Below are 13,465 nucleotides of genomic sequence, written 5' to 3' on the forward strand. Positions count from 1 at the left end.
ATGCTTAAAAAAGGAAGATTGCAGGATGCAAACACTGACGGCAACAGGATTAACAAAAATTTACGGTGAGAAAAAGTTATTTGAACAAATTGATTTTATGATTCAAGCCGGCGATCGGATTGGGTTGATTGGAACAAATGGTGCTGGTAAAACGACCCTTTTAAATACCTTAACCGGATTGGATAGTTTAGATGCAGGCACCATTGAAACGCCAAAACAATACCGCATCAGTTACTTGCAGCAAATTCCAGTTTTGGACGATCAATTAACCATTATGGCAGCTGTTTTTGCAGGGGATAACCCGATTTTTAAAACGATTCAAGATTATGAGGCTGCCTTATTGGCGTTAAGCGAAAATGGAACAGATCCTAAAGTTCAGACACGCTACGAACAGGCTGAACAGGCGATGAATCGGGATGATGCTTGGACAGCTGATACACAAATTAAAACGATTTTATCGCAATTACACATTACAGATCTCAATCAAACGATTGGCGAATTGTCTGGTGGTCAAAAGAAACGGGTTGGGTTAGCGCAAGTTTTAATTGAAGCGCCGGATTTGTTGATTTTAGACGAACCAACCAACCACTTGGACTTTTCATCAATTGCCTGGCTAGAAGACTATTTAGCCAGTTATAAAGGGGCCTTATTGGTTGTCACCCATGATCGGTATTTCTTGGATCAGGTCACCAATCGGATCTTTGAATTAAGTTTTGGCCAACTTGAACGTTATGACGGAAATTATGCCACTTATTTAAAGGAAAAAGCGGTGCGTACTGAGAATCAGTTGGAACATGCGGCCAAGCAGGAAAAGCTGTATAAAAAAGAATTGGATTGGATGCGGGCTGGCGCTAAGGCACGTTCCACGAAGCAACAGGCACGGATTAATCGTTTCAATGAACTTAAAACGGAAGTGCAACAAGGCGTTGCGCAACAAGATGACGTGGATATTAATTTAAGCCAACAACGCTTAGGCAAAAAAGTGATCGTCCTGAAGCAAGGTGGCTTGGCGTTTCATGAACAACAAATTTTTAAACAGTTGGATCTGTTAGTACAAGGGCATGATCGTATTGGGATTACAGGGGAAAACGGTGCTGGTAAAACCACTTTCTTAAACGTGTTAGCTGGCAAAATTCCATTAACCAGTGGGACACTAACCTTAGGTGAAACTGTGCGCTTAGGTTATTATACCCAGATCACGGAGCCATTGGATCCAGATGAACGGATGATCAACTACTTGCAAAAAGTCGGTGAAAAGGTAACTACTAAATCCGGTGAAACCATTAGCGTGACACAACTGTTAGAGCAGTTTCTCTTTCCGCGCTTTATGCATGGTACCTTGATTCGTAAATTATCGGGTGGTGAAAAACGCCGGTTGTATTTGTTGAAAATTTTAATGCAACAACCAAATGTTTTATTGTTAGATGAACCCACCAATGACTTGGATATTGGGACCTTAACCGTTTTAGAAAACTATTTAAACCAGTTTAACGGGGCCGTGATCACGGTATCTCATGATCGTTATTTCTTAGATCAAGTCGCTGATGAGCTGCTAATTTTCAAGGGTGCAGGGCAAATTCAACGCTTTAGTGGACAATTAACGGACTACTTAGCGCAAGAAAATCAACCTGCAGTTAAGGCCGCACCAGCAAAAAAGCAACCGGCACCGGTTGCTGAAAAAAAAGCACCAGCAAAAAAGGTCAAACTGACATACAACGAGCAAAAAGAATGGGAAACATTGGAACCAGCAATTGATCAACTGGAACAACAAGTTGAACAGTTACAAGCAGATATGGCGGCAAATGGTGCAGATTATGGTAAACTGGCGGAGCAGCAACGCCAATTAGACCAGGCAAATGCAGAAATTGAACAAAAAATGGCGCGTTGGGAAGAATTAAGCCAATACGTCGACTAAGAGGTGATAGTCATGTTGGAAGATGCGTATTTAACACTGGCACGACAAATTTTAGAAACGGGTCATTTTAAAGGTGATCGCACGCATACTGGGACTTATAGCTTGTTTGGTTATCAAATGCGCTTTGATTTAAGTCAGGGCTTTCCGTTATTAACCACTAAAAAAGTGCCATTTGGTTTGATTAAAAGTGAATTATTATGGTTTATTCACGGTGATAGTAATATTCGTTATTTATTACAACATCATAATCACATTTGGGATGAATGGGCCTTTCAACGCTATGTAGCAAGTGCAGCGTACCAAGGTCCTGATATGACCGATTTTGGTCACCGCCACTTAACCGATCCCGACTTTAATCAGCAATATCAGGCCCAAATGAAACAGTTTACGGAGCGGATTGTTGCTGACGCTGATTTTGCAGCCAAATTTGGTGATCTCGGCAATATTTACGGCAAACAGTGGCGAGCTTGGCGTACCAGTACGGGCGCGACGATTGATCAGCTACAGCAAGTCATCGCGCAGATCAAAACCAATCCTGATTCACGCCGCTTGATCGTCTCGGCTTGGAATCCAGAGGATGTCCCAAGTATGGCGTTGCCACCTTGTCACACCATGTTTCAGTTTTATGTAAATGATGGCAAATTAAGCTGTCAGCTTTATCAGCGGAGTGGTGATGTGTTCTTAGGTGTTCCGTTTAACATTGCGAGCTATGCTTTGTTAACAGCCTTAATTGCCCATGAAACTGGGCTACAAGTTGGTGAGTTTATTCACACCTTAGGGGATGCACACATTTACCAAAATCACGTGGAACAAGTGAAACGCCAACTAAGTCGCACGCCAGGACCTGCCCCAAAACTGGTTTTAAATCAAGACAAACATTCTATTTTTGATTTTGACAGTACAGATATTCAGCTGGAAGGTTATCAGCCCCAACCAGCTATCAAAGCACCGGTGGCGGTTTAAGATGGCTTTAAAGCAACTGGCCTATATTTGGGCAGAAGATCAAGCACATACCATTGGTTTGAATGGGCAACTACCTTGGCACTTACCGGCTGATATGCATTATTTTAAAACAACGACCCAAGATAATCTGGTTATTATGGGACGACGCACATTTGCATCTTTTGGTGGTCGTCCGTTGCCGCAGCGGGTGAATATTGTGCTCACCCATCAAATGGACTTTAAAGCACCTGAAAATGTCATCGTCTGTCACACTAAGGCTGACGTGCTGCAGACTGCAGCCCAATATCCAGATCAAATTCCATTTATCATTGGTGGGGCAACTTTGTATGAATTGTTTAAACAGGACGTCCAATTGCTTTATGTTACTCGCATTCAAACGCGAGTAACCGGTGACACAAAGATGCCGGCGTTAGATTGGACTGCCTTTCAATTGCAACAACAGCAGACATATTTGGCTGATGATAAGAATCGGTATGCTTATACATTTGAGTGTTACCAACGCAAATAAGCTTAAAAATACGTGTCTATATGACGCGTATTTTTTATTATGATACACAATTAACTGATTATGATGCCTAATTAAAAAAATATTTCAATTTGAAAATATCAATGTAAGCCCTTTAATGATGCTGAGTAGCGCTTTGCGTACGCTGATTACCCTTAAAAAGCCCCTTGCATTTATTTAAGACGTCATATATAATTTGTGACGTAATAAAGAAAGGGGCTTTTAGCATGAAACAAATTTATTTCTTCAATGAAGGTAATCGCGATATGCGTACCTTATTAGGTGGTAAAGGGGCCAACTTGGCTGAAATGACACAATTAGGATTACCTGTACCATCAGGCTTTACGATTACAACGGAAGTTTGTCATGCTTTCCAAGCCAACCATGGCGAATTACCAGCCGGATTGATGACTGAATTAAAGGCGTCATTAATCGAATTAGAAAAGCGCGCAGATAAAAAATTTAATGACCCAGAAAACCCATTGTTGGTTTCTGTTCGGAGCGGCGCACCCATTTCAATGCCTGGGATGATGGATACGATCTTAAACCTTGGTTTAAATGATCAAACCGTTCAAGGCCTTGCTAAATTAACAAATAACGAGCGTTTTGCTTGGGATTGTTACCGTCGTTTGATTCAAATGTTTGGTAACGTGGTTTTCCAAATTCCTGAACAACGTTTTGAAAAAGAATTAAGTGCTGTTAAAGCAGATCGTCATGCAACTAGCGATTTAGACTTAACCACTGATGATTTAAAAGAAATTGTGAAACGTTATCACAATGTTTACTTAGAAGAAATCAACCGGCCATTCCCACAAAGTGCCACAGAACAATTAACAGAAGCAATCAGCGCCGTCTTCACATCTTGGAATAACGACCGTGCAATCGTTTACCGTGAATTGCATCATATCTCTGAAACCTTAGGAACTGCCGTTAACGTTCAAATGATGGCCTTTGGTAACAGTGGTGACGATAGTGGGACAGGGGTTGCCTTTTCACGGAGCCCTGTTACTGGTGAAAACCGCTTGTTCGGTGAATTCTTAAAGAACGCCCAAGGTGAAGATGTGGTTTCTGGTGTTCGGACACCAAAACCGATTCAAGAGTTAGCCGATGAAGAACCTGAAATTTACGAACAATTCCGTGCGATCACAGAACAATTGGAACAACATTACCATGATATGCAAGATGTCGAATTTACCATTGAACATGGCAAATTATTCTTACTTCAAACCCGAGATGGGAAACGGACCCCTAAGGCAGCCGTTAAAGTTGCCGTTGACCAAGTCAAAGAAGGTTTGATCAACAAGGAACAGGCCTTACTCCGTATTGACCCAGAACAAATCAGCCAATTATTGCATCCCGAATTTACAGCTGAACAATTAAAAACAAAAGATGTTTTAGCAACTGGTTTACCAGCGAGTCCTGGTGCTGCCAGTGGTGAAATTCAAATCACGGCTGCTGCTGCCAAAGCTGCTAATGATGCTGGCCATAAAGTGGTCTTGGTTCGTCAAGATACGTCTCCTGAAGATATTAGTGGGATGATCGCCAGCTCTGCCATTGTGACCAGTCGTGGTGGGATGACGTCTCACGCTGCCGTTGTTGCACGTGGCATGGGGACCTGTGGTGTTGTTGGTTGCGCGGCCTTAAACGTCTCTGAAGAGGATCAATGTGTTTACGTTGGTGACCAAAAATTACCTGTTGGCACTGTTATTTCCGTCGATGGGACCACTGGTAACTTATACGTTGGTGAAATCGAAGCGGATAGTGCGGCACATGATGAAAACTTACAGCAAATCTTAGACTGGGCCAAAGAAGCCGGTGAAGTTGCTGTCTACGCCAATGCGGATACACCAGCCGACTTTGAACAAGCTTTACGTTTTGAAGCTGCTGGAATCGGTTTAACGCGGACAGAGCATATGTTCTTTGCCCCAGAACGCTTGATTGAAATGCGTCGGTTGATCGTTGCTAAAACGGCCGAAGATCGCAAGCCAGCCTTAGCTGCTTTGAAAGAAATGCAAACGGAAGACTTCAAGGCCTTGTATCGTTTAGCTGAAGGCAAGACGGTTACCGTTCGTTTATTGGATCCACCTTTACATGAATTCTTACCACATGACGAAAAAGAATTAAATGAAACTGCGGCTGACTTGCAAGTGCCAGTTGAAGATTTACGTAAACGGGTGGTTGCATTAAAGGAAGTCAACCCAATGTTAGGCTTACGTGGTTCACGTTTAGCAGTTACCATGCCAGACGTTTATGCGATGCAAGTTGATGCTATTATTTCAGCTGCCTTTGCCTTACAGGATGAACATATTTTGGTTAAACCACATATTATGTTGCCATTGATCGCTTCTAAGATTGAAATGGAAGTTCTGCGCAACCGGATCAGTGATCAAATTGATGCCGCTTGTGAAGAAGTTGGTCGTGAATTACATTATCAAGTTGGGACAATGATCGAATTACCACGGGCCTGCATCGAAGCGGATGGTATTGCTGAAAATGCTGATTTCTTCAGCTTCGGAACCAACGATTTAACCCAGTTAACTTTCGGTTACTCACGTGATGATATTGGCCAATTCTTACCAGCATACCTTGAAAAAGGCCTGTTACCAGCTGATCCGTTTAACACATTGGATCAAACCGGTGTTGGTGAATTAATGGAAATGGCAGTCACACGCGGTCGTGAAGAAAAGCATTCCTTGCCAATCGGCGTTTGTGGTGAAGTCGGTGGTGATCCATCGTCCATGCAATTCTTTGATCGCATTGGGATCGACTACGTTTCTTGCTCACCATTCCGGGTGCCTGTTGCCTTGTTAGCAAGCGCTCAGGCTGCTTTGAAACATCAATATCGTTATCGCGAACAAAAAGAACAGAAGTAAAGACTTGTTGTTTTTGGAATAACTCTTTATACTTAGAGAGGATATTCTAGTTGGAAATGGGGACTGGTTTTTGGAATTAACACAACGTCAGCGAGAGATTATCACAATTGTTAAAGCGGAACAACCGATTAGTGGTGATAAAATCGCACAACATTTAAAATTAACCAGACCGACATTGCGTAACGATCTTTCGATTTTAACGATGACCGGTATTTTAGATGCGAAGCCGAAGGTAGGTTATTTCTACTCAGGCCAACATCTGAATCCGCTGACGTTTGAAACGATTTACGAAGTACCAGTCGAAACGCTGATGTTAACGCCGATTTTAATTAAACCAACCACAACAGTTCAAGATGCGATCACCTCACTGTTTATGAATGATGTTGGCTCACTTTATGTGGCAGATGACGATCAACATTTAGTTGGTGTCATTTCACGTAAAGATTTACTACGGGCTAGCTTGATTAAACAAGATTTAACCACAATTGTTGCAGCGGTGATTATGACTAGAATGCCAAATATTGTGACGATTACTGCCACAACGCGTTTGCTAGATGCTGGTTATTTACTCTTAAAGCATCAAGTCGATACACTGCCTGTATTGGATAAGGCAGGCGTCGTTGTCGGGAAAGTGACAAAAACGAAACTGCTTGATTATTTCATCAATGCTGGTGCAAAAGTTGATCAAGAGAAATATCATTAAGTGAGGAATTTTGGTGAATGATGACTCAAATGAATTTGTATCTTATTTCTGATGCAGTTGGTGAGACGGCGCATCAGGTCACTGCAGCGACGCTGTTACAGTTTCCAAATGTAACACCACATGTCCGAACATTTCCGTTTGTAAATGATTTAAAAGAGTTAAAGCAGATCATGTTAGAGGCAAAAGCCCAGCAAGCCATTGTTGTATTAACTTTGGTCACACCTGAATTGGTGCAGTGGGCGCAGGATTTTGCGGCGGAACAAAAAATTCCGTTAATTGATTATCTGTCGCCTTTAACCAAGGCCGTTGAACAACTGACACATCAGACGCCTTTACGCAAGCCGGGGATGCGTCATGCGATTAATCAAGATTACTTCGATCAAATGGCAGCGGTTGATTTTGCGGTGGCACACGATGATGGCCAAAATATTCAAACGTTTGGTGCAGCTGATATCGTTGTGCTAGGTGTTTCGAGAACCTCTAAAACACCAATTAGTATGTATTTAGCAAATCAGCGCCTTAAAGTTGCTAATTTACCATTGATTCCAGGAACACCTGTCCCTGATTCCATTTATCAGTTAAAAGATGTCCATTTTGTTGGGTTAACGATTCAGCCAGAACGCCTGGCTGCTGTTCGCAAAACACGGATGGCTGCGATTGGCTTACCGAGCCCGAATCATTATACTGACTTAAGTGCCATTGATACTGAGTTAGTGCAAGCAAGACAGGTCTTCCACAAATTGAATATTCAACCAATTGATATGACAAACCGTTCTGTTGAGGAAGCCGCTGCTTTGATTATGGAACAGATTGCCGATTAGTTGGTCCCAAAAAACCCGTTAAGCTTTTACGCCTAACGGATTTTTTACGTTAAATATAAAACAGAATCGAAAAGTACATGAAGGCCGTGCCCAACATCACGAAAACGTGCCAGATCACATGAATAAACTTGATTTGTTGGAAACTATAAATCACGGCGCCAACAGTAAACGCAACACCACCGGCAACCAGGAGTGTAAAGCCGATAGGGCCTAAGCTTTGGTATAAAGGCCGCATGGCGATCAAGCAGCCCCAGCCCATTAAGACGTACAGTACGGTGGAAGCTTTGCTACTACCAGGGCCACGGCTGACGGCTTTTTGAACCACGCCTAAAATGGCCAGTAACCAGATGATGCCACACAGCCAGTAGCCTAACGTGCTGTGAATGGCAAGGAGACAGTACGGCGTGTAGCTGCCAGCAATTAATAGGAAGATACTACTGTGATCAAAAATTTGAAAGATATGTTTTGCTCGCGTAAAGATCAAGCTGTGAAACAGGGTTGAACTTAAGTATAAAATCAGCAAGGAGCTACCATAAATCGCGTAGGCAGTGGTGGTAAAAGCATTGCTTTGCTCACTGTGTACTTTCAACATGAGAAAAACAAATCCTGCGACACTTAAGAAAAAACCAACGCCATGGGTAACAGCATTTAACACTTCATAGACGATTAAATAGGTTCGCGACAAAAAAGGTTTTTGTATGGTTCCGCGCATGAACTCACCTCAGGTCATTAATTGGCAGTGTAAATCCGGCATGAATCTGCTATACTAAGTAGGTGCTACCAGGATTTACTCAGCATTCATATTGTAGCATGAATTTAAAATTATTTGGAAGAAAGTGTGGCTGATCCAGTCATGGCAACAATCAAAATCGTTACAGATTCGTCAGTGCAATTGACGCCAGATGAAATCAAAAAATATCAAATCACCGTGATTCCTTTATCCGTGATGATCGATGATACCGTTTATGTAGATGGGGAGACCTTGACACGGCCACAATTTGTCACATTGATGAACGAGGCAAAAGCATTACCCAAAACCAGTCAACCGCCAATTGGGCATTTTATCGAGTTATTTGATCAATTAGGTGAAGATGGCAGTAGTGTCATTGCATTGCATATGACCGATGCCATTAGCGGCACTGTGGATACAGCGCGTCAGGCTGCTTCTATTAGCAAGTCTGATGTGACTGTCATTGATACGCGTGAAACAGATCGTGGCATGGCATTTCAAGTCTTAACAGCTGCGAAAATGGCACAAGCCGGCGCAACGAAGGCTGATGTATTGGCTGCAATTGACCGGGTCCGTGATAGCACGAAATTATACATGGCAGTCATGTCTTTAGATAATATCGTCAAGGGTGGCCGTGTTAGTCGTGTTACCGGTTTAATTTCAAATATCCTGAATATGAAAGTTATTTTTGAAATGGTTGATGGTGAACTACAAGTTCGGACAAAAGGGCGTGGCGTGAAAACTGTCAATAAATTTATGCGTGAGATCATCAATAATCTCAGTCAACTTCCCCATGTTAAAGGGATTGGCATTTCTCATGTGGCAGCTGACAAAGTGGTCAATGAATTCAAAGCACAGCTTCAAGCGGCTTTACCAAATGTACCTGTTTTAGTACGTGAAACCAGTCCAATTATTGCAACATACGCTGGTATGGGTGCTTTTGCATTAATGTATTATACTGAAGACTAAATCAAATAGGCGGGACGCTGGCGCGAGCTGCGGCCGGCCTTTTTTTAATTTTAAATGGAGGGATTGTTTGAAAACGTCAAAGAAGCGACGGCTGTGGCCTTGGCTACTGGTGATTTTAGTGGTACTTGCAGGCGCAGGCTATGGTGGGTGGTACTTTTACCAGCAACAGCAGGCGCAACCTGCTACGCAAAAGACGGTTAAGGTTAGTCAGCCAAAACCCAAAAAGAAACAACACATCAAGCTGGTTGCATTAGGGGACTCGTTAACCCAAGGCGTAGGTGATAAGACGGATAATGGTGGCTACGTGGGGATTATCAAAAAAAATCTAACCCAACATCAGTCACTAAAAGTGGCAACACAAAATTACGGTGTTGCCGGCGATACCAGTACTCAAATTAACACACGACTTGAAAAGCAAACGAAGATCCAAACGAATTTGGCCCATGCCGACGTCATTGTGATGACGGTTGGTGGCAACGATTTAATGGGTGTGTTAAAACAAAACGGCCTTTCGGTGAATGAAAAGAATATCCAAGCTGCTCGTAAAGTTTATCAGCGCCACTTGACAACATTATTAAAAGATGTGCGTCATTATAACACGACGGCCCCAATTTTTATGTTTAGTATTTACAATCCGTTTTACGTTTATTTTCCGAAAATGACTGAAATGCAGGCTGCGGTGGTGGATTGGAATCGAACCTCCCAAACGGTTTTACAGCAACAAGGCAATGGTTATTTTGTGAATATTTGTAATTTAATGTCAAAAGGAGGCAACTTAACCCAACAGTCAAAATCGAAAAAAAGTAAAAATCAATTAATTTTTACAGGGGATAATTTTCATCCCAATTATATCGGGTATACTAAGATGACGCAGAAACTTTATACCAGTATGATGGCGCATCAAAAAGGATGGTTAATCAAATCATGACAACAAAACAGCAGCGACAACGCAAGCCGGTTAACGTTTGGAAGTGGCTCTTTATCGGCTTAGTTGTGATTCTTTTGGCGATCGGCGTTTATTACGTGCCCAAACTCACTACGACGGCTGAACCACAAAATGCACCGCAAGAAAAATTGATCAAACGTGACCCGACCTTTGGGATTTCGCTTAAGAAGCAACAGGTCAATGCCATTGTCGGATATTACTTAGAACACTACCTTAAAAATAGTAAAGTGAAGTATCAATTTTCACTAGGCAATCAAGCGGTTTTAAAAGGAAAATTCAAATTACTAGGTTATCCAGTGCCATTTAGTCTTTATTTAGCACCTTATGTCCGTTCGAATGGGGATGTGGCCCTAAAAGCCCGGCGGCTAGCCATTGGCACCTTGAAAGTGCCGATTAAAGTCGTGATGAATTATATTGGCCACACGTATAAGTTTCCCAAGTGGATCAGTTTAAATAGTAAAGATCAAACGATTTTAGTGAAGTTAAATCAATTTAAGATGAAAAACGGGATGCAGATCAAGGCCAAACGAATCGACTTACCGCACAACGACATCGACTTAAACGTCTATATCCCACAAGTTAATCAAGCCAATTAAAGGGGGCCGTTTTAATCGTGAGCAAAAGCTTTTATACGTATCTCATGACGCAGCGTAATCCGATGAGCCATGATGAAATTGCACAATTTGCAGACAACGCCTTTCTGGATCAGACCTTTCCGAAACAAGCGACTGATTATGATGATTTGTCCCGCTACTTAGAAGAAAATGCAGGCTATTTACCGAATATGAGTATTTTTGATGAGACGTATCAACAGTATCAGGAAACGAATTAAAATGTGGAAGTGAGATTATTTTGAAAAACAAGCAAACCCCAAAACGTAAAGTCAGTTTATTGGTTTATATTTGTTCGATTATCTTAGCGCTTGCGTTAGGGATTTTCGGGACATTAATCGGCGTCACGATTTGGCAAAGCCAACAGATCAACACGGCCAACACACCAGCTAGTTTTCAAAAGTTGACCAATGTGTATCAATCGATCCAACAAAATTATTATCGTAAAGTCAGCTCTGAAAAACTGGTCAATGGCGCCATTCACGGCATGCTAAATAGTCTGGATGATCCTTATTCAGAGTATTTAACGGGTAACGATGCAGGAGATCTTAACAATACGATCTCTGGTAATTTTGAAGGTATCGGGGCACAGGTCCAGAAATCGGCTGGCCGCATTGAAATTATCGCCCCGATTGCCGGTAGTCCGGCTAAGAAAGCGGGGTTAAAGGCCAACGACATCATTATGTCGATCAACGGTCATTCCACAGCAGGTCTTTCAGTGGATCAAGCCGTTAGCAAGATTCGTGGCAAGAAAGGCACGTCAGTGAAGTTGGTCATTAAACGTGGCAGTGATACCTTTACGGTAAACCTGAAACGGGATGTCATTCCAGTGACCACAGTGAATACCAAATACATTAAAGCTAATAAAATTGGTTATATCCAAGTCACCACATTCTCTGAACGCACCAGTAAAGAATTTAAGGCTGCTGTTAAAAAGCTACGCAAACAAGGCGCAAAATCCTTTATTGTCGATGTACGTGAAAATCCTGGTGGTTTAATGGATCAAGCTTTGAAGATGTCTAGTATGTTCTTAAAGAATGGCCAAACGATTATGCAAGTTAAAGCACGAACCGGTGCTGCTAAGGTTTATAAGGCTGGCAAAGACTACGATAAAGGCTTTAAGATCACAGAACCAACCAAGGTTCTGATTGATGATGGCAGTGCCTCAGCTGCCGAGATTTTCTCTGCTGCGTTAAATCAGTCGGCCAAGATCCAATTAATTGGGAGCCAATCCTTCGGGAAAGGCACCGTCCAAAATGTCAGTGACTTTAACGACAACAGTGAATTTAAGATTACCGTGGCCAAATGGCTGACACCAGATGGCACTTGGATCAACAAAAAGGGCCTGACACCGAATGTCAAAGTGAAATACCCAAGTTACGCCTACTTGCCAGTGGTTTCGACGACGAAAACCTACCAGCAAGGCGATGTAGCGAAGAACATTAAAACCATGCAACAAGCATTGAAAGGCTTAGGTTACACAGTCGATACCACGAATGGTTACTTTAGTGCTGTAACACAACAAGCCGTACGTAAGTTCCAAACTGCGCAACATTTAACCGTTTCTGGTAAGCTGGATAAAGCAACGATGCAAAAGATTCAAACTGAATTAGCCACTAAGATCAGTCAAAACGATCCGGTTTATGATAAAGCCGTTGATGCGTTGAAATAGGTGCGATTTTCGCAACAAAAAAGCCCTCAAAACGAGGACTTTTTTGTTGCGAAAATAATGCGATTAAATCTTTTTGATCAGATGACTGTTTTTAGTTAGACTGTTCGTTTGATAATGGCTCAAAATAATTGTCTGGATAGCATGACTCATTAATTGATTGATTAGCGGGCTGCTAAATTGCCAAACAAAACTAAGTAACCCGCAAAGTCGCCGAAACGTTTCCGGTTTTGTTCAGGCGTACCAAGCAGGGGAAGCCAATCTACTTGCCATTGTCGATTGCAGTAGCGTCCTAAGGCCACCACGGTTGCCATATAGCTGTTGTGATCTAGTGTTCGGCGGTGATCAAAAGCCGCTTTTTCCGTCGTTGTCATTAATTGCCACTGATTACGGTCGGCAACATAAGTGACAGCACTACGCACCACGTCTTGCCAAAGTTCATTAAAGTCAGCGTCGTTTTCAGCTTCAGGAATATGAATCTGATTGTAAAGGGCTAAGGCTTGTTCAAAGGTCAATGCGTCAGGCAGTGTTTGGTAAGTTGAATAGTTGAACATTTTATCAGCTCCTGAATTGTTTTTCATTTCAGTATAGCGTATTGCAACGGATTAAAGAAGTACCCCTGGCTGAGATTAGAGGGTTTATCGCTTAATTTGGTGCTTGAGTGTGATTATATCATCATCGGTGGGTAACACTACCAAACACAACGCGTTACAGGATTCTTTCGTCAGAAGCTTTAAATTACAATTGATGCGTTTGTTGC

Annotated in this window: 13 protein-coding genes; 11 read left to right on the forward strand and 2 right to left on the reverse strand. The window is 42.2% G+C overall.

Annotated features, from left to right (window positions below; genetic code table 11):
• The first annotated feature begins 25 nt into the window (after nucleotides 1–25).
• From FC07_RS11440 to FC07_RS11465, 6 genes are all read left to right on the forward strand, one after another.
• Nucleotides 26–1,915 carry an ABC-F family ATP-binding cassette domain-containing protein gene (locus tag FC07_RS11440; RefSeq protein ID WP_057905235.1) on the forward strand — a complete coding sequence of 630 codons (1,890 nt, stop codon included), beginning with the start codon at nucleotides 26–28 and terminating at the stop codon, nucleotides 1,913–1,915.
• 12 nt (nucleotides 1,916–1,927) lie between these two features.
• Nucleotides 1,928–2,878: a thymidylate synthase gene (locus FC07_RS11445; RefSeq protein ID WP_057905236.1), complete on the forward strand. Its 951-nt coding sequence runs from the start codon at nucleotides 1,928–1,930 to the stop codon at nucleotides 2,876–2,878.
• A 1-nt stretch (nucleotide 2,879) separates the two neighbouring features.
• Nucleotides 2,880–3,386: a dihydrofolate reductase gene (locus FC07_RS11450; protein WP_057905237.1), complete on the forward strand. Its 507-nt coding sequence runs from the start codon at nucleotides 2,880–2,882 to the stop codon at nucleotides 3,384–3,386.
• Nucleotides 3,387–3,610: 224 nt separating this feature from the next.
• On the forward strand, nucleotides 3,611–6,256 hold the full coding sequence (gene ppdK, locus FC07_RS11455; RefSeq protein ID WP_057905238.1) for a pyruvate, phosphate dikinase: 2,646 nt from the start codon (nucleotides 3,611–3,613) through the stop codon (nucleotides 6,254–6,256).
• A 70-nt stretch (nucleotides 6,257–6,326) separates the two neighbouring features.
• Entirely contained in the window at nucleotides 6,327–6,959 is a 633-nt protein-coding gene (locus tag FC07_RS11460) for a helix-turn-helix transcriptional regulator (RefSeq protein WP_057905239.1), read from the forward strand.
• Nucleotides 6,960–6,976: 17 nt separating this feature from the next.
• The gene (locus FC07_RS11465; protein WP_057905240.1) at nucleotides 6,977–7,780 is read left to right on the forward strand and encodes a pyruvate, water dikinase regulatory protein; all 804 of its coding nucleotides are present in this window, start codon (nucleotides 6,977–6,979) and stop codon (nucleotides 7,778–7,780) included.
• A 49-nt stretch (nucleotides 7,781–7,829) separates the two neighbouring features.
• On the opposite strand, the gene trhA is transcribed toward FC07_RS11465, so the two are convergent.
• A complete protein-coding gene (trhA, locus tag FC07_RS11470; RefSeq protein WP_057905241.1) occupies nucleotides 7,830–8,492 on the reverse strand; it encodes a PAQR family membrane homeostasis protein TrhA in 663 nt (220 codons plus the stop codon).
• A 141-nt stretch (nucleotides 8,493–8,633) separates the two neighbouring features.
• On the opposite strand from trhA, the gene FC07_RS11475 reads away from it, so the two are divergent.
• The 5 genes from FC07_RS11475 to FC07_RS11495 all read left to right on the forward strand — a co-directional run bounded on the left by FC07_RS11475 (nucleotide 8,634) and on the right by FC07_RS11495 (nucleotide 12,708).
• A complete protein-coding gene (locus FC07_RS11475) occupies nucleotides 8,634–9,479 on the forward strand; it encodes a DegV family protein (RefSeq protein WP_057905299.1) in 846 nt (281 codons plus the stop codon).
• A 67-nt stretch (nucleotides 9,480–9,546) separates the two neighbouring features.
• Nucleotides 9,547–10,407, forward strand: coding sequence for a DUF459 domain-containing protein (locus tag FC07_RS11480; protein ID WP_235807504.1), 861 nt, complete (start codon nucleotides 9,547–9,549; stop codon nucleotides 10,405–10,407).
• Nucleotides 10,404–11,021: a YpmS family protein gene (locus FC07_RS11485; RefSeq protein ID WP_057905301.1), complete on the forward strand. Its 618-nt coding sequence runs from the start codon at nucleotides 10,404–10,406 to the stop codon at nucleotides 11,019–11,021. Before FC07_RS11480 ends, FC07_RS11485 begins: the two co-directional genes overlap by 4 nt.
• A 17-nt stretch (nucleotides 11,022–11,038) precedes the next feature.
• Nucleotides 11,039–11,257, forward strand: a complete 219-nt coding sequence (locus FC07_RS11490; RefSeq protein ID WP_057905242.1) for a YozE family protein — start codon at nucleotides 11,039–11,041, stop codon at nucleotides 11,255–11,257.
• 17 nt (nucleotides 11,258–11,274) lie between these two features.
• A complete protein-coding gene (locus FC07_RS11495; protein ID WP_420814208.1) occupies nucleotides 11,275–12,708 on the forward strand; it encodes a S41 family peptidase in 1,434 nt (477 codons plus the stop codon).
• A 161-nt stretch (nucleotides 12,709–12,869) separates the two neighbouring features.
• Here the strand turns inward: FC07_RS11495 and FC07_RS11500 are convergent, their stop codons facing one another.
• The gene (locus tag FC07_RS11500; protein WP_057905244.1) at nucleotides 12,870–13,259 is read right to left on the reverse strand and encodes a hypothetical protein; all 390 of its coding nucleotides are present in this window, start codon (nucleotides 13,257–13,259) and stop codon (nucleotides 12,870–12,872) included.
• Nucleotides 13,260–13,465: the final 206 nt, after the last annotated feature.

The organism is Loigolactobacillus bifermentans DSM 20003 (assembly GCF_001434575.1).
Lineage (GTDB): Bacteria > Bacillota > Bacilli > Lactobacillales > Lactobacillaceae > Loigolactobacillus > Loigolactobacillus bifermentans.